Annotated in this window: 20 protein-coding genes; 18 read left to right on the top strand and 2 right to left on the bottom strand. The window is 59.9% G+C overall.

The features are described 5' to 3' along the window. The first annotated feature begins 20 nt into the window (after nucleotides 1-20). From GJT30_17220 to GJT30_17240, 5 genes are all read left to right on the top strand, one after another. Nucleotides 21-1,535: a hypothetical protein gene (locus GJT30_17220; protein MSM41362.1), complete on the top strand. Its 1,515-nt coding sequence runs from the start codon at nucleotides 21-23 to the stop codon at nucleotides 1,533-1,535. Then, nucleotides 1,532-2,305, top strand: a complete 774-nt coding sequence (locus GJT30_17225; GenBank protein MSM41363.1) for an MlaE family lipid ABC transporter permease subunit — start codon at nucleotides 1,532-1,534, stop codon at nucleotides 2,303-2,305. The genes GJT30_17220 and GJT30_17225 overlap by 4 nt, the downstream gene beginning before the upstream one ends. A 31-nt stretch (nucleotides 2,306-2,336) precedes the next feature. After that, nucleotides 2,337-3,407, top strand: a complete 1,071-nt coding sequence (locus tag GJT30_17230) for an MCE family protein (protein ID MSM41364.1) — start codon at nucleotides 2,337-2,339, stop codon at nucleotides 3,405-3,407. Between the two features lie 122 nt (nucleotides 3,408-3,529). Continuing rightward, nucleotides 3,530-4,396 carry a carotenoid biosynthesis protein gene (locus GJT30_17235; GenBank protein MSM41365.1) on the top strand — a complete coding sequence of 289 codons (867 nt, stop codon included), beginning with the start codon at nucleotides 3,530-3,532 and terminating at the stop codon, nucleotides 4,394-4,396. A 193-nt stretch (nucleotides 4,397-4,589) separates the two neighbouring features. Then, nucleotides 4,590-5,627: a c-type cytochrome gene (locus tag GJT30_17240; protein ID MSM41366.1), complete on the top strand. Its 1,038-nt coding sequence runs from the start codon at nucleotides 4,590-4,592 to the stop codon at nucleotides 5,625-5,627. A gap of 82 nt (nucleotides 5,628-5,709) precedes the next feature. Here the strand turns inward: GJT30_17240 and GJT30_17245 are convergent, their stop codons facing one another. Further along, on the bottom strand, nucleotides 5,710-6,519 hold the full coding sequence (locus GJT30_17245; GenBank protein MSM41367.1) for a nucleoside phosphorylase: 810 nt from the start codon (nucleotides 6,517-6,519) through the stop codon (nucleotides 5,710-5,712). 115 nt (nucleotides 6,520-6,634) lie between these two features. Here GJT30_17245 and GJT30_17250 point away from each other — a divergent pair, with 115 nt between their 5' ends. The 13 genes from GJT30_17250 to rsmI all read left to right on the top strand — a co-directional run bounded on the left by GJT30_17250 (nucleotide 6,635) and on the right by rsmI (nucleotide 16,348). After that, nucleotides 6,635-8,221 (top strand): hypothetical protein, encoded by a 1,587-nt coding sequence (locus tag GJT30_17250; protein ID MSM41368.1) that lies wholly within the window; start codon nucleotides 6,635-6,637, stop codon nucleotides 8,219-8,221. A gap of 172 nt (nucleotides 8,222-8,393) precedes the next feature. Then, on the top strand, nucleotides 8,394-9,749 hold the full coding sequence (locus GJT30_17255; protein ID MSM41369.1) for a signal recognition particle protein: 1,356 nt from the start codon (nucleotides 8,394-8,396) through the stop codon (nucleotides 9,747-9,749). Between the two features lie 43 nt (nucleotides 9,750-9,792). Then, on the top strand, nucleotides 9,793-10,059 hold the full coding sequence (gene rpsP, locus GJT30_17260; protein MSM41370.1) for a 30S ribosomal protein S16: 267 nt from the start codon (nucleotides 9,793-9,795) through the stop codon (nucleotides 10,057-10,059). A gap of 53 nt (nucleotides 10,060-10,112) precedes the next feature. Next, nucleotides 10,113-10,343, top strand: a complete 231-nt coding sequence (locus GJT30_17265) for a KH domain-containing protein (protein ID MSM41371.1) — start codon at nucleotides 10,113-10,115, stop codon at nucleotides 10,341-10,343. Then, on the top strand, nucleotides 10,343-10,864 hold the full coding sequence (gene rimM / locus GJT30_17270; protein MSM41372.1) for a 16S rRNA processing protein RimM: 522 nt from the start codon (nucleotides 10,343-10,345) through the stop codon (nucleotides 10,862-10,864). The genes GJT30_17265 and rimM overlap by 1 nt, the downstream gene beginning before the upstream one ends. A 67-nt stretch (nucleotides 10,865-10,931) precedes the next feature. Further along, complete coding sequence (trmD, locus tag GJT30_17275; GenBank protein MSM41373.1) at nucleotides 10,932-11,669, top strand: tRNA (guanosine(37)-N1)-methyltransferase TrmD; 738 nt, start codon at nucleotides 10,932-10,934, stop codon at nucleotides 11,667-11,669. After that, the gene (locus tag GJT30_17280; protein MSM41374.1) at nucleotides 11,662-12,243 is read left to right on the top strand and encodes an RNA methyltransferase; all 582 of its coding nucleotides are present in this window, start codon (nucleotides 11,662-11,664) and stop codon (nucleotides 12,241-12,243) included. Before trmD ends, GJT30_17280 begins: the two co-directional genes overlap by 8 nt. Nucleotides 12,244-12,298: 55 nt before the next feature. Then, nucleotides 12,299-12,655 carry a 50S ribosomal protein L19 gene (rplS, locus tag GJT30_17285; protein ID MSM41375.1) on the top strand — a complete coding sequence of 119 codons (357 nt, stop codon included), beginning with the start codon at nucleotides 12,299-12,301 and terminating at the stop codon, nucleotides 12,653-12,655. A 73-nt stretch (nucleotides 12,656-12,728) separates the two neighbouring features. Next, nucleotides 12,729-13,379 (top strand): ribonuclease HII, encoded by a 651-nt coding sequence (locus GJT30_17290; protein MSM41376.1) that lies wholly within the window; start codon nucleotides 12,729-12,731, stop codon nucleotides 13,377-13,379. Further along, the gene (locus GJT30_17295; GenBank protein MSM41377.1) at nucleotides 13,376-13,765 is read left to right on the top strand and encodes a YraN family protein; all 390 of its coding nucleotides are present in this window, start codon (nucleotides 13,376-13,378) and stop codon (nucleotides 13,763-13,765) included. Before GJT30_17290 ends, GJT30_17295 begins: the two co-directional genes overlap by 4 nt. A 72-nt stretch (nucleotides 13,766-13,837) precedes the next feature. Beyond that, nucleotides 13,838-14,689, top strand: coding sequence for a carbon-nitrogen hydrolase (locus GJT30_17300; protein MSM41378.1), 852 nt, complete (start codon nucleotides 13,838-13,840; stop codon nucleotides 14,687-14,689). Next, nucleotides 14,689-15,510, top strand: a complete 822-nt coding sequence (locus GJT30_17305) for an NAD+ synthase (GenBank protein MSM41379.1) — start codon at nucleotides 14,689-14,691, stop codon at nucleotides 15,508-15,510. Before GJT30_17300 ends, GJT30_17305 begins: the two co-directional genes overlap by 1 nt. Before the next feature lie 55 nt (nucleotides 15,511-15,565). Then, entirely contained in the window at nucleotides 15,566-16,348 is a 783-nt protein-coding gene (gene rsmI / locus GJT30_17310; protein MSM41380.1) for a 16S rRNA (cytidine(1402)-2'-O)-methyltransferase, read from the top strand. Between the two features lie 72 nt (nucleotides 16,349-16,420). Here rsmI and GJT30_17315 read toward each other — a convergent pair whose 3' ends face one another. Next, nucleotides 16,421-16,594 carry a hypothetical protein gene (locus GJT30_17315; GenBank protein ID MSM41381.1) on the bottom strand — a complete coding sequence of 58 codons (174 nt, stop codon included), beginning with the start codon at nucleotides 16,592-16,594 and terminating at the stop codon, nucleotides 16,421-16,423. Between the last annotated feature and the right edge of the window lie 114 nt (nucleotides 16,595-16,708).

Genomic DNA, 16,708 nt, shown 5'->3' on the forward strand with positions numbered 1-16,708 from the left:
CGAAGGTGGCGACAACACCGATGAAGAAACCAAACCTATCCTGGATAGCGGCAGTCATCCTTTTCTGGGGGATATCCGGCAGCGCAGCTGCGGCAACGGAACCCGAGAGCGGGGAAGGGACCATCTTCACGCTCTGGCCGCTTATCGACTATCGCGAGAGCCCCGGCGAGGGGTTCAGCAACCTGGCGGTCCTCGGCCCGCTCATCAAGGTACAACGGCAACAGGACGAGCGGACTACGGCTCTGCGGCCCCTGTTCTACCGCATCAGTCACGAGCGGGATGAAACCGCATCGACGGACTATCTCTATCCGCTTGCTGCCACTGATTCGTCGCCAGAGGTCACACGTTTCCAGTTTCTCTATCTGGTGCAGAAGAACATCTACCGCAAGGACGAAGGGGAAGGCGAGGAGCGCGACAGCATGTTCTTCCCCTTCTATATCAGCGGCACCTCGAAGAAGTACGGTCCCTACACGTCGGTCTTCCCCATCTACGGCGATATCTATGAGCGGTTCTGGCGGGACGAGTACCACTATGTCCTTTTCCCGCTCTATGGCAAAACGGTGAAGAAGGGGACCACTTCGCGGAACTATCTCTACCCCATCTTCAATACCCTGGAGGGGGAGCGGGAGTCGGGTTTTCACGTCTGGCCGCTGTACGGGCAGTCCGCCAAGGAAGGGGTCTATCGCAAGCGTTTTGTCCTCTGGCCGTTCTACCTGTCTGAGACAAAAGGGCTCGACACCGACAATCCCACGGAAAAGCTCATGCTGTTCCCGCTCTACGCCGCTACCGATTCACCGCAAAAAACGGCCCGCACCTACCTCTGGCCGTTTATCGGCTACAGCGAGGATCGGGCGAAAAAGGAAACGGAGCGGGATTATTTCTGGCCATTCATCTGGACGGCGCGGGGGGAAAATCGCCAGGTCGACAGCTATCTCCCCTTTTATTCCCATGAGAAGAAACCGGGCAGCAGCAAGAGTTGGTACCTGTGGCCCCTGTTCCGGCAAGACACGCTCCAGTCAGAGTCGTTCCGCCAGGAGCGGGATCGTATCCTCTTTTTCCTCTACAGCGACAACACCGAATCGTGGCCGAAAGACGGGACAGAACGCCGGCGGGTTGCCCTCTGGCCGTTATTCGTATACAATCGTGATGCCGGCGGGGTGAAGTCGTTCGGCTTGCCCGCACTCATGGAGCCTATTCTCGACAGGCCCGGCATCGAACAAAGCTGGGCACCGCTTTGGCGTATCTATTCACAGCGATGGGCAGATAACGGGGATTCCGCGGTATCCTTCCTCTGGAACCTTTACTGGCATGAGGCGCGAGGGGATTCGCTGATGTACGAGTTGTACCCCCTGCTCCGCTATCGCTCCACGCCACGCGAGGTCGATATGCACCTGCTCAAAGGCCTGTTCCGCTATCGCTCCGGCAGGGAGGGGAAATCGATCCGGCTTTTCTGGCTCCCCTTCGGGATAACCTGGGGGGCGTCGCATGCGACGACTTCTGAGGCACTGCCGGCTGGTCAGGGTACTCAACCATGAATTTTTTCGAACGTATCGGCAAAAAACTGATCCGCTTCCATGAGATCATCGGCGAAATGCTGATCCTTTTGGCGCAGACGTTCTATTTTTTCAAGGAAGCCCCCCGCAATATCCCGAGCATCACGACCCAGATGATGATCATCGGCTACGAGACCCTGCCGGTGGCCACGGTCATGGCGTTTTTCGTCGGGATGGTCCTTGCTCTGCAGACCGGGGTCGAGCTCAATAAATACGGCAGTCAGGATATCATCGGCGCCATTGTCGGGCATTCCATGGTGCGTGAACTCGGGCCGGTCATGACCAGTTTTCTCGTGGCCGGCAGGGCCGGGTCGGCCATGGCTGCCGAGATCGGTGTCATGAAGGTCTACGAGGAGATCGACGCTCTCAAGACCCTGGATATCAACCCGATCCGCTATCTTGCCATGCCCCGGCTGATCGCCTGCCTGCTCTGCGTGCCGGCACTGGTCATCTATTCCGACCTGATCGGGATCGTCGGCGGGGCAATCATCAGCAACCTCCACCCACAGATTTTCGTGTCATACTATACCTACTATGACAGCCTGACCAATGCCTTGAAACTCAGAGAAATCGGCACCGGCCTGGTAAAGGCGGTCGCCTTTGGCGGGATCATTTCGCTGGTCTGCTGCTATGTCGGGTTCAAGACCAGCGGAGGGGCACGGGGTATCGGCGTTTCCACGACCAGGTCGGTGGTGCTCTCCTTCATGTTGATCCTGGTGGCCGACTATTTTCTGACCCGTCTTCTCATGTAGCGCTGACAACAAGCGAGAAAGGTGCTTGTCCATGGCATTTACCACTGAAAAAAAAGTTGGCGTCTTCTTCGTCATCAGCCTGATCATTCTGGGGGCATTGCTCGAAGTAGGGGAGAAGTGGAACCCCTTCGAGAAAAAGATCCGCTTCAAGACTTACCTTTCCAGCGTCACCGGGCTCAAGCTCGGCGACCAAGTCAGGCTGGCCGGCGTCGATGTGGGGCGGATCAAGGAGATCAATGTCAAGGACCAGAACGTGGAAATCATCTTTGACGTCAAGCCCGGAACCCGCGTCAAGACCGACAGCGTGGCAAGTCTTCGACTTACCAACCTCCTTGGCGGGCAGTTCCTCAGCATCTCGCTGGGATCCCCCGGTGCACCGCTGATGGAACCGGGGGGGACCCTGCAGGGGAAAGATTCCGCCAACATCGACGTCATCGTTGACAATATCAGCGACCTGTCCAAGGATGCCAAGGTGCTCATCAAGGAGCTGAACAAGAACCAGAACGAGGTCATGCACAAGATTTCCGCCATTCTGGACGATAACCGCGGCAACCTGCGCGATTCCATTGCCAATCTCCAGAGCATCACCGAGAAGTTCGACCGGGGCGAAGGCTCCCTGGCCATGCTTTTGAACGACAAGGCCTTGTACAACAATGCCAACGATGCCGTGATCAGCATCCGCAATGTTGCCGGCAAGATCGACAAGGGTGAGGGGACCATCGGCAAGCTGGTCAACGACGATTCCCTCTATACCGAGGCCAAGAGCGCCATGAGCGGCCTCAAGACCGGCGTCAACGAGATGAGTGCCGGCTTCAAGGACATCAAGGAGATCGCCGGCAAGATCAACCGTGGCGACGGGACCATCGGCAAACTGGTCAACGAAGACATCCTGTATAACGACCTGCGGGATACCTCGAAGAATCTGAAGGAGATCACGCAGAAGATCAATGATGGACAGGGGACGCTCGGCAAGCTGGTCAACGAGGACAAGCTCTACCGGGATACCACCGCGACCCTCAAGAAGGCTGAAAAAGCCATGGAGGGGCTGGGCGACACCGGACCTATATCTGTTCTGGGGAGCATCGTCGGCACCCTGTTCTGATGCCCCTTGCCGGCATTGTTGTCAGGTCGTGCTGCGCGTGGCATTGACAGCATGACGTATCCTCCATCACTGTTGCACGGGAATGGCGCTCTCCGGCGCCATTCCCCTTTTGGGAGCACGAAATGAACGAGTTCCTCTCGATTGCAGTCGGCACCATCACTATGCGACCTTATGTCTTTGCCTTTTTTGCCGCCTATCTCTGTGCGGCAGTGCCCCATCTGGGGTGGAAAAAGGTCGGCATCTTCACGGTGCTGGGGTATGCCATTGCCTTTGCCTCGGAATACAGCTCCATCAACAACGGCTTTCCCTATGGCTGGTATTACTACATCGACACGACCCGCGACCGCGAACTCTGGATCGCCGGAGTGCCATTCTTCGATTCCCTCTCCTATGTTTTTCTTACCTATTGCAGCTATACCACGGCACTCTTCATCGTTTCACCCTTGAGAGGGTGGCGGGGTGGGGTGATCACCCTGGAGACCCGCGCCATTCGCCGCTCCTTTGCCGTTCTCTTCCTGGGGGCACTGCTTCAGGTCTTCCTGGACATCATCATCGATCCCGTTGCGCTGCAGGGGTCCCGCTGGTTCCTCGGCCAGATCTACGGTTACCGGACTGCAGGGGTCCATTACGGTGTCCCGCTTTCCAACTATCTCGGTTGGTTCGGGGTCAGCCTCCTGCTGGTCCTGACACTGCAGATCATCGACCGGCGGGTACAACGTGACGTGGAGCGGCCGGCAGGGGTGCGTGAAATCCCCTTCCGGGCACTCATGGGCCCATTTCTCTACTTGTCGGTCCTGATCTTCAACCTGACCGTGACCGTTCTCATCGGTGAGCGGCAGATGGCGCTCACCGGCATCTTTACCTTCTTCCTGCCCGTGGCCATCGTGGTCACCCTTGCCCTGCGGCGTATCAACCGTTACAGCAAGGAAGAGCTGGCAGAACATCTGCGCGATTTCCCTTTTTCTCCTGTCGGCCGCACACAGCGTTAGCAGTACCACCTCAGTCTTCCATCTTTGAGGCTGCCCGGTCTCACGCCCCGCCTTGTGCCGGAATAATGCGAATAGATCAATAATTCCGCTGGCATTGTTTTCGAGTTATGTTAGAATCTGTTCAAAATGTGGGTTTTTGCAGTCGCTGTCAGGGGGGCCGCACCACAAACATCACTCACTGGGGGGTATGTCGATGAAAAAAATTTCGGTCGGAGTGGCGATCCTTGTTCTGACAACAGCTTCCGCCTGGGCCAAGGATGATATCCAGAAGCGAGCGCAGGGGCTTTTTCGGCCAATACCGGCAAAGGCACCGGTACAGAAGGGAAACCCGGCAACGCCGGCAAAGGTGGAGCTGGGGAAACTGCTCTTTTTCGAGCCGCGGCTTTCCTCTTCTTACCTGATCAGTTGCAACACCTGTCATAACGTGGGTCTCGGCGGGGTCGACCTGCAGGAGACCTCCATCGGGCATGGCTGGCAGAAAGGGCCCCGCAACGCGCCAACGGTCCTGAATGCGGTCTTTAACGTCGCCCAGTTCTGGGACGGCAGGGCCGAGGACCTGGCAGCGCAGGCCAAGGGGCCGGTGCAGGCCTCGGTGGAGATGAACAATAAGCCGGAGCGGGTCGTGGAAACGCTGAAAAGCATCCCTACCTATGTGACGATGTTCAAAAAGGCCTTCCCGGGCGAGAAGGACCCGGTGACCTTTGACAACATGGCCAAGGCCATCGAGCTCTTCGAGGCTACGCTGCTTACCCCCGATTCCCGCTTCGACCGCTATCTGAAGGGGAACGGCAAGGCACTCAACAGTGCGGAGGTGCAGGGGCTGAAACTGTTCATGGACAAGGGCTGTGCCGCCTGCCACGGCGGGATCAACCTGGGTGGTGGCGGTTACTTCCCCTTTGGCGTTGCCAAGGCACCTGATGCCGACCTCCGCCCTGTCGGCGACCTGGGGCGTTTCAAGGTGACCAATACCGAGAGCGACCGTTTCTCCTTCAAGTCGCCATCGCTCAGGAATATCAACCTGACGCCTCCCTATTTCCATTCCGGCAAGGTCTGGACTCTTGGCGAGGCGGTGTCGGTCATGGCATCGTCCCAGTTGGGAACCAGCATGACCCCTGCCGAAACGGCACAGGTTGTCAGTTTCCTGAAATCCCTTACCGGCAAGCAACCGGCGGTGGAGTACCCGATACTCCCTCCCAATGCCGACGCAACACCGAAACCGATGGTACAGTGAACGGAAAGAGGCCGGGAGGGTAACCTCCCGGCCTCTTTCATTGCAATCAAGCGGCCTTGCCCGGGTCAGTGACCCGACTGCCTCATGCCAGGATATCTTCAGCCAAAAGCCTTTGCATGACGTCCGCCAACTTCCTGCCCGCGCTCTTGGAATTGCGTGCCAGCCGCAGCAGCTGGGGGATGATCCACGGTTTTTTGCCCACCGTCAAGATAACCCGCCAGATCTGCAACCGCAGGTTCCTGTCGCAGAATTCATCCAGACTGAAGCCGAGTTCTTCATTGAATCCGTCACTAATGGCTCGGACCGCCACCAGGGGGGTGCCGTTACGGTTTGCTATCCGGGCTACCGCAGACGTTTCCATCTCGATCACCGACAAGGCCGCACCGGCTGGAAGGCGGAGTGCCAGCTCCTTTTTGGTCACGATCTTTCCGGCAGTGACAAAGGTTGTCCGGTGGGACACCGTCTCCTTGCATCTGGCCAGGAATGCTTCGATGCGCTCGGTCACGGCTTGTGAGAGACCCTGCTGCTCACTGAACAGGCGCTCGTGGAGTAAGAGCAGGCGATTGGCAAGCACGATGTCACCGACCTGAAGGTCGGGTACGAGCGCTCCGGCAAAGCCGAAGTTGACGATGAGACTCGGCTGGACGGCATCGATGAGTATCCTGGTCGCCGTTGCCGCGTGCGTCGGTCCCATGCCCGACTCCACCAGGCAGACGTGCTGTCCGCCCGTCTCGAACCGGTAGAGTCTGTACCCTTCCACGGTTTCCTTCCGGATCTGCTGCATCTGGCCGAGCAGCGGCCTGATCTCTTCCGGCATGGCAGCCACCATGCCGATAACGGCTTGTCGTTTCACGGTTCCCCTCCGGCAGATTTCGCCCACTGTAACAGACATGGGCTGCTGCGGCAATCCCTTCCGCCAGATTGTGAGCAGTCGCTTCAGTTGCCGAAAATTATGACGATATGTTCTCTATTCCGCAGCTGAAAATGGGGAATACCCCGGAGGATGCATGTCGCTTCGCCTGAAGAGTATTCTGATTGTTGTCGCAGTCATGGCACTCCTGACGGTTGTACTTTGGGGCGCTGCCGGATATGTGTTTGAGCGGAGTTACCAGAAGCTGGAGCAGCGTGAACTCCTGGAGAGTTACCACCGGGTCAAAGGTCTCCTGGCGGATAACCAGGAGATGCTGAGCAGCCAGGTCGGTGACTGGGGTGCCTGGGACGAATCCTACGATTTCGTGGAAACGGGCAATCCAGCGTTTATCCAGCGCAATATCCCTGCTTCGACGTTCAAGGATATCAAGGTCAATCTGATCATGTTCGTCAACACTTCGGGCAGGATCGTCTACGAAGGGTGGTACGACTGGAAGACGGCCCAGGTAACCGGCAGCAAGATCAGCCTACACAATCACCTTGCCCCGGGGAGCAGGCTACTCAGCCACTCCTTCCCATCCGACAGCGTCAGCGGTATCATCAACCTCGCCGAAGGCCCGCTGCTGCTGGCTGCGCGACCGATTCTCCCCTCCAGCCGGACCGGCACCATCCGCGGCACCATCATCATGGGGCGATTTCTCGATGACGTGGAGATCGAGCGCCTGAGCAAGGCATCGCGGGTTTCCTTTGCTGTCGGGCGGATGGGGGACCCCTACCTGTCGCCGGAGTTTTCCGCAGTGCTGACGGCAGTCTCTTCGTCGAAGCAATCGTTGGTAAAACCCTTTGGCGAGCGTGAGCTGGCGATTTATGGACTGATGGACGATCTTTACGGGAAACCGGCTCTGGTCCTGAGAACAAAAATCCCTGCGGAAGTCAGCCGCGAAGGTGTGCGGGCTGAACGCGCCTATACGCTCATCCTCTGGCTGGCAATGGGGTGCGGGATCCTTCTCCTCGGAATAGCCTTGCACAGAGTACTGGCGCCGTTGTCTGCCCTGGGGAGTGCTGTAGGGAGAGCCTGGAATGGAACCGACCCTGGTGAAGAAGTACCATCCGACGGTGGCGGCGAGATAGCCACGATCTCCCGTACCATCAACGGCCTGCTGAAGGTTGTCCGCGGCAGCCGCACGTCAGTTGCAGGAGCCGATCCTGCACGGTTTAGGCGCTTCTTTGAACGGGTACCGGTGGGCTGTTACGTTGCCGGCCCGGATGGCAAGATGCTCGAATGCAATGCCATTTTGGCCGATGCCCTGGGATTCGATTCCGCGGGTGAAGCCGTTGCTGCCGGACTGCTCGTCTGCCCGGACGAGGCGCAACGGGATGCATTGCTGAAGAAGCTTGCCAAGCAGAAGACCCTGCAGCAGCAGAAGGTGGAACTCTCCTGCCGTTTCGGCAAGCTCCTGCCGACCGTGCAGAACATCGTCGCGCTGCTCGATACGTCGGGCGAGGTGCAGCAGATCGAAGGCTGCATCCTCTCCCACGATGAGCCGGTGGCAGCGCTTCCCGACGATCCCCCCGCTGGAGAAGCGGTTGTCGCGGCTCCTTCTGAAGAGTCAGACCCCGCTGCTGGTGATACGCATGGGGATGAAGCCGGTTCGGCAGTTCAGCCCGATGCATCTCCTCTTGCCGGTGACGATGGCGACCAGGATGAGACTCCGCCGACATAGCATTTCTTCCCTTCACCCCTCCTGTCCGTGAGAAAATCCGCAGTAACGCGTTGGTTAAATTTGTCTTGACAATCCAATGGTTATTCACCTATATTCAATCCCTTACGAATGGCTAGCTGCGCCCTTTTTCCGGCTCTTGTCGGCGAAGTGCGAAAACCCGAGTGGAATCTACATGTTCGAGAATCTTTCCGACAAACTGGAACTGGTCTTCAAGAAGCTTCGCGGTCAGGGGGTCATGACCGAGGAGAATATCAAGGACGCCCTGCGCGAGGTGCGCCTGGTGCTCCTGGAGGCGGACGTCAACTTCCGGGTCGTGAAGGACTTCGTCGAGAAAGTCCGCGTGCGCGCGGTCGGCACCCAGGTCCTGCAGAGCCTGACGCCGGGCCAGCAGGTGGTCAAGATCGTTCACGACGAGCTCGTTGCCCTCATGGGGGGGGACGAGGACAATGGCCTCGATCTGGCGGCAAAACCGCCGGTGGCAATCATGATGGTCGGTCTGCAAGGGGCGGGGAAAACCACCTCCTGCGGCAAACTGGCCCGTCATCTCAAGGGGCTGCGTCGTTCGCCCCTGCTGGTCCCGGCCGACGTCTACCGTCCGGCCGCCATCGATCAGCTCAAGACCCTGGGGGCACAGCTGGGGATCGAAACCTACGATTCCCGCGCCGACCAGGACCCTGTCGTCATCTGTCGTGACGCCATGCGCTATGCCGAGCTCAACGGTTTCGACACCGTGATCCTCGATACGGCCGGCCGCCATCAGATCGACGACTTCCTGATGAATGAACTGGTCCGGATCAGGGACGAGGTGCAGCCGCGGGAGATCCTCTTCGTGGCCGACGCCATGACCGGCCAGGAAGCGGTCAACGTTGCCAGCGGATTCAACGAGCGTCTCTCCATTTCCGGTGTCGTCCTCACCAAGCTCGACGGCGACGCCAAGGGTGGTGCGGCCCTTTCCATCAAGGCGGTTACCGGTCGTCCGGTCAAGTTTGTGGGTATCGGCGAAAAGCTGGATGCGCTGGAGGTCTTTCACGCAGACCGCCTGGTCTCCCGCATCCTCGGCATGGGGGATGTGCTGACCCTGGTTGAAAAGGCGCAGGGGGTCTATGATGCCACCGAGGCCGCACAGCTCCAGCAGAAGCTGAAAAAGAGCCAGTTCGATCTGGAAGATTTCCGCAATCAGCTCCAGCAGATCAAGAAGATGGGGTCGCTGGAATCGATCATGGGGATGATCCCCGGCATGGGGAAGATGATGAAGCAGATGGGGAATGCCCAGCCGAGCGAGCGGGAGATGATGCGGATCGAAGCGATCATCAACTCCATGACTCCCAAGGAGCGTGCCAATCATACCATCATCAACGGCAGCCGGCGGATGCGGATCGCCAAAGGGAGCGGGACGTCGGTCCAGGAAGTGAACCAGCTCCTCAAGCGCTTCACCGAGGCACAGAAGGTTATGAAGCAACTGCAGAAGCTCGGTCCCAAGGGGCTTATGCGGGGGATGGGCGGCATGCGCGGCATGCTTCCCTTTTAACCAACACATTACATCGACACCACGTCGAACTCAGGAGGAAACAATGGCAGTAAAAATCAGACTTGCCCGTGCTGGCGCCAAAAAGAAGCCGTTCTACCAGATTGTGGTTGCCGACGAGCGCTGCAAGCGCGACGGCCGTTTCATCGACAACGTGGGGACCTATGATCCGAATCTCGACCCCGCTGCCATCCGGCTCGAAGAGACCAAGACCCTGGAATGGCTCAACAAGGGTGCCCAGCCCACCGACACCGTGAAGCAGCTCATGAAGAAATCCGGTCTCTGGGCCAAGTTCACCGCCAAGGCAGCATAGCGCTCTGTTGTCCCCGGTCCGCCGGATATTCTACACCCACAGAGGATACCGACATGAGACAGCTCGTAGAGACCATCGCGAAGGCACTTGTTGACGACCCCGGCCAAGTCAAGACCAGCGAGGAGTTCGAAGAAGACACGCTGGTGATCAAATTGACGGTGGCCAAGGAGGATATGGGGAGGATCATCGGCAAGGAAGGGCGGACTGCCAAGGCCATCCGGACGCTGCTCAACGCTGTTTCTACCAAGGACAACAAAAAGGCGGTCCTCAAGATCGTCGAGTGATGATGGATTCTGATGATCTGATCCCTCTGGGGAAAGTAATCGGTACCCACGGGATCAGGGGAGAATTGCGGGTTCTTTCATATTCAGGGGAGTTCACGACCTTGAAGGCGCTGCGCCGGCTTCTGCTCCGGGGGGAGCGTGGCGATGTGATGGATGTGGCGCTGGCCGGTGTCCGTCTTCATGGCGGCAAGGCCTTGATCAGGTTGAAGGGCTACGACGACATCAATATCGTGGAGAGCCTCGTCGGCAGGGAACTGGTCGTCTACCGCCACCAGCTGCCCGAACCGGACGAGGGTGAGTATTACTGGCACGACCTCCTGGGGTTGCGCGTGATATCGGAGACAGGGGAGGACTTCGGCACCCTGGTCGATATCATCGAGACCGGCAGCAACGATGTTTATGTGGTTGCCGATGGAAACCGCGAGTACCTGTTCCCGGCGCTCGAAGAGGTCGTCCGGGAGATAGACCTGGCCGGAAGGACCATGACCGTAAGCCCGCTGGAAGGGCTGCTCGATTTATGAGAGTTTTTCCCGATCCGATGCCTATGCCGGTCATGCAGCACCAGACCATGCTATGCCCCAGCGTTCTATGACATTCGATATATTGACGCTTTTTCCCGGCATGTTTGCCGGTCCGCTGAGCGAAAGCATCGTCGGACGGGCAGTAAATGCCGGGCTGATAGATATCCGCTGCCACAACATCAGGGATTTTGCCACCGACCGTCACCGGACCGTGGACGATGCCCCCTATGGTGGTGGTGCCGGCATGGTGATGAAGGTCGAGCCGCTGGCAGCCTGCATCGAGCAGGTTAAGGCGGAGCGTCCGGGGGCACAGGTCCTGCTCACCTCGCCGCGCGGTATTCCCTTCAACCAGCAGATGGCGCGCGAACTCTCGTGCGAACCGGGCCTGATCATCATCTGCGGGCGCTATGAAGGGATCGACGAACGGATCACCGAGCTGTACGTGGACCGGGAGGTCTCCCTGGGGGACTTTGTCCTGACCGGCGGCGAACTGGCGGCGATGATCCTGGTAGATGCGGTTGCCAGGCTCCTCCCCGGTGTCCTGGGGTGCGGCGCCTCGGCGCATGACGAGTCCTTTGCCGACGGACTGCTGGAATATCCGCAGTACACCAGGCCTCCCGAGTTCCGCGGTCTCGCGGTTCCCGAAGTGCTGCTGTCGGGCAACCATAAGGAAATTGCCCGCTGGCGGAGAAGACAGGCTTTGCTGCGCACGCTGGCCGGACGTCCCGAACTGCTCTCTTCGGTGGAGCTTACTCCTGACGAGCGGGAACTCCTGCGCAGGATGCGGGAGGATGGCCATGACTGAGGCTGCTGTTCCGGCATCCCGGGTCGCCATTGCCCTGCTGCACCATCCGGTCTATGACAAGAACCGCCAGGTGGTAACCACGGCCGTTACCAACCTGGATATTCACGATATTGCCAGGGCCGCCAAGACCTTCGGGATGTTCCGCTACTACGTGGTGACTCCCGTGGCAGAGCAGCAGGCCCTGGCCGAACGGATACGCGCCCACTGGATCGAAGGCTGGGGGGCCGGCTACAATCCCCGGCGCCGCGAGGCATTGGAACTGCTTCGGGTGGTCGATGGGCTCGAAGCGGCCGTAGCCGACATGACCGGCGCCTTTGCCGTGGCACCCAGAATCGTCGTTACCGGAGCTCGCGGCCGGAGCGGTTGCATCGACACAGCCCGCCTGAGAGAGCTCCTGGAGGAGGAAACCCGGCCGACCCTGCTCCTGTTCGGCACGGGCTGGGGACTCACCGAGGAAGTTTTTGATGGCGCCGATCTCATCCTGGAACCGATCAGGGGGAGCGATACCTATAACCACCTGTCGGTGAGAGCGGCGGTGGCCATATACCTTGACAGACTGTTTGGATCCCGATGAAGGCGTATCCAGCACGAAAAGCACACGCTATCTGCATAGAGGAGGAAGTAACGAGATGAACAAGATCGATTATTTGGAAATGGAACAGATGAAGAAGAACGTGGTCCCCTTCAAGCCGGGCGATACCGTGAAGGTGCACGTGAAGATCGTAGAAGGCGACAAGAGCCGTATCCAGGCCTTCCAGGGGGTGGTGATCAGCCGTCAGAACGGCGGGCTGCGCGAGTCGTTCACCGTGCGCAAGATCTCCAACGGTGTCGGCGTGGAAAGGGTGTTCCCGCTCCATTCGCCGTCACTGGAAACCATCGAGGTGGTTACCAGGGGTCAGGTACGGCGCGCCAAGCTCTACTACCTGCGCAAGCTGCGCGGCAAGGCTGCCCGCATCAAGGAAAAGAAATACGTGGCAGGGCAGTAGACAGGGTTCTGCAAGCCCCGGTTCGCCGGGGCTTTTTCATTTCTGCTGCAGTTGCACAGGGCCGGAGGTGACGATGAATCTCGAACTCTTTGCCGGGGAAGACGGGGAACTGTCGCTCTATGCCTTTGAGTCCCGGGTGCGGCGCCAGGGATATCGCATCATCGCCGGTCTGGACGAAGCGGGACGCGGGCCGCTGGCCGGCCCGGTGGTCGCTGCCGCCGTCATCCTTCCCCATGGCATGGAGATTTCGGGGCTGGACGACTCGAAGAAACTCACGCCAGGCCGCCGCGAGGCGGTTCTCGAAATCGTCAGGGAAAAGGCCCTGGCCATTGGGGTCGGTATGGCCGATCATGCCGCCATCGATCGGATCAACATCCTCCAGGCAACGCTCGCGGCCATGCGGAGTGCCGTTGCCAACCTCTCCCTTATCCCGGATTACCTCCTCATCGACGGCATCAGCACCATTCCGGTCAATATCCCGCAAAAAACCATCAAAAAGGGAGATTCCCTCTCTGCTTCCATTGCTGCCGCTTCCATCGTTGCCAAGGTGACGCGTGACCGGCTGATGGAGGAGTATGACCTGCAATACCCCGGATACGGCTTTGCCAGCCACAAGGGGTACGGTGCAGCGTCGCACCTGGCAGCCATTGCCGCTCTCGGACCTTCGCCGATCCATCGCCGCACCTTTCGCGGGGTAAGGGAACACCTGCGGAGCGATGCATGAAGCGGGGAGGGGAGAAGGGCGCCTCCAACCAACAGGTCGGTGAGGCGGGGGAAGAGCTGGCAGTTGCCCTGCTCAGCGCCAAGGGGTATCGGATCGTCGAGCGCAACTTCCGCTGCAAGGGGGGGGAGGTGGACATCGTGGCCCGCGATGGCTCGACCCTGGTCTTTGTCGAGGTGAAGACCCGCCGCGACCTTTCCTACGGCCCCCCGCAGCTGGCGGTCACCCCCTTCAAGCAGCGCCAGATCTCCAAGGCGGCACTCTTCTGGCTTGCCCGGGCCAAAAAGCCCGACGCGGCCGCCCGCTTCGACGTGGTGGCCATCACCCTGCTCGCGGGTGCTTCACCGCAGGTCGAACATATCGTCAATGCCTTCGATCTGGCGTATTGACATGCGGTGGGGCGTTGCAAAGCCCTTTCTCGTATGCTACGGTTAGCCATTGAAAAAATGAGGGAGCATGCCATGGACTTCACCGTTGCCCTGGCCCAGATCCGACCCAAACTGGGCTGCCTGGCCGACAACCTGACCACCATCGAGGCTGCCGTAGAGCGGGCCATTGCGGAGCGTGCCGATCTGGTGCTCTTCCCCGAGTTGGGCCTGACCGGCTATTTTCTCAAGGACCTGGTGCCGGACGTGGCCCTTTCCCTGGACGCCCCAGCCATCGCCCGGCTGATCGACCTGTCCCGCCACATCGCCATTGCCGTCGGTTTTGTCGAGGTGACAGCGGACTACCGCTTCTTCAATACCGCCCTCTATCTGGAGGATGGACAGATCCGCCACCGTCACCGCAAGGTCTATCTCCCCACCTATGGACTCTTCGACGAGCAGCGCTATCTGGCCCGCGGCGAGTGTTTCCGGGCCTTCGACACCCGTTTCGGCCGGATGGGAATGCTCATCTGCGAGGATATGTGGCACCTCTCAGCCCCGTATATCCTGGCCATGGACGGCGCCACCACCCTGATCTGCCTCTCCAGCAGCCCCGGCAGGGGGGTCACCGATGCAGATTCCCTCGGCTCCACCGATGCCTGGCAGAAACTCACCTCTACCGTTGCCATGTTTCTCAACAGCCGGGTGCTCTACTGCAACCGGGTCGGGTACGAGGATGGCGTGAATTTCTGGGGCGGTTCCGAGGCGGTCGATCCGGACGGCTCGACCATCGTCCGCGCGCAACTCTTTGAAGAGGATCTGGTGCTGGCGAGGCTCAGCCAGGGCGCGCTACGGCGCGAACGGATCTTTGCCCCGATGATGCGGGACGAGAACCTCTTCATCACCATGAAGGAGCTGAGGCGGATCGAGCAGGGGAGGGAGTGCTGATGGCGGGATTGACGGTGAACGGCAAGCTTTTGCGCCAGGTCCTGACCGGTTTTGTCAGGGAGGAAGTCACCAAGGTGGGGCTGAAAAAGGTGGTGCTCGGGCTCTCCGGCGGCATCGACTCGGCCCTGGTCGCCCATCTGGCAGCAGAGGGGCTGGGGCCGGAGAATGTCCATGCCATCGTGATGCCCTACAAGGCCAGCAACCCGGAGAGCGAGGCCCATGCCCGCCTGGTGGCTGAGAACCTGGGGATATCGTACCAGGTCATCGAGATAACCCCGATGGTGGATGCCTACTTCAATCTCTTCCCCGATGCGGACCCCATGCGGCGCGGCAACAAGATGGCCCGGGAGCGGATGACCATTCTCTTCGACCATTCGGCAGCCCTTGGCGCCCTGGTGCTCGGGACCAGCAACAAGACCGAGCTGCTGCTCGGCTATGGTACCCTCTACGGTGACATGGCCAGCGCTCTGAACCCGATTGGCGACCTCTACAAGTCCCAGGTCTGGGAGCTTTCCGAAGAGATGAAGGTGCCGCGGGCCGTCATAGACAAGCAGCCCTCCGCGGACCTCTGGGCCGGGCAGACTGACGAGCAGGAGCTGGGCTTCACCTATCGGGCCGTGGACGAACTGCTCTATCGGATGGTGGATCTGCGGATGACCCGTGATGAGCTGTTGGCCAGCGGGCTTGCCCCGGATTTCATCGACCAGATCCAGCGCAAGGTGCAGAATTCCCACTTCAAACGACGGCTGCCGGTGATCGCCAAGGTCTCCAACCGGACCATCGATCGGGATTTCCGTTATTCCAGAGACTGGGGGAAATAGGGTGCCGGCAGGCACTCTCTATATCGTTGCCACCCCCATCGGCAACCTGGAAGACATGACCTTCCGGGCGGTGCGGATCCTTGGCGAGGTGGACCTGATCGCAGCAGAGGACACCCGCCATACCCGCAAGCTCCTGACCCACTTCGGCATCTCCCGGCCGCTCGTCTCCTATTTCGACCATAACCAGCAGATCAAGGGGCAGCAGATCATTGCAGCGCTTGTCGAGGGGAAGAACGTGGCACTGGTCTCCGATGCAGGCACCCCCTGCATCTCCGACCCCGGCTACCAGCTGGTGCGCGATGCCGCGGCAGCCGGGGTGAACGTGGTTCCGCTGCCCGGCGGGTGCGCGGCAATTGCGGCCCTGTCGGCATCCGGGCTGCCCACGGACGAGTTCACCTTTATCGGGTTTCTGCCCAATCGTCAGGGGAAACGACGCGAGAGGCTGTCATCGCTGGCTGCCGAACCTCGCCTGCTCGTATTTTACGAGGCGCCGCACCGGCTTGCGGCCACCCTGGCCGACATGGCCGATCTGTTCGGCGACCGGAGCGCGGTGGTGGCCCGTGAACTGACAAAAATATACGAGGAGATCGCCCGTGACCGTCTTCCGGAGCTAGCCCGCCGTTTCACCGAGACGCCTGCCCGGGGGGAGGTGGTGATCCTGGTGGCCGCAGGAGAGCCGCAGCTGGAGCATGCGCCCCCTGACATGGCAGATATGCTGCGGACCGCGCTTGCCGCGGGCTGCACGGTCAAGGAGGCGGTGCAGCGGGTGACCGCCCTTTCGGGCGCGTCGCGCAGCGCGGTCTATGCCGCAGCACTGGCGCTGAAGGAAAAGGGTTGACGGGCAGTGGATAATTGGTGAGAAATGGGAAACGGGCCTGCAGATGCAGGCCCGTTTCGTTTGTGCAGCCTCCTACTGGAGGAAAGCCTTGAGATCGGCAAGCTCGGTTGCAGACAGGATGATTCCCTGATGGCCACTAACGCCCGCTGAGGGGAATTTTGTGCTGACCAGTGCGCCCTTGCCGGTGAGATTCATGCGTGAAGTGCCGGTAAGGACGTGGCAATCGGCACAGTTGGTTGTGAACACCGCCTGACCTGCAGTGGGAGACGGCGTCGGGGTCGGAGTCGGTGTGGGGGTCGGTGTGGGGGTCGGTGTGGGGGTCGGTGTGGGGGTCGGCGTCGGAGTCGGAGTCGGAGTCGG

The organism is Geobacter sp., from assembly GCA_009684525.1.
Lineage (GTDB): Bacteria > Desulfobacterota > Desulfuromonadia > Geobacterales > DSM-12255 > Geoanaerobacter.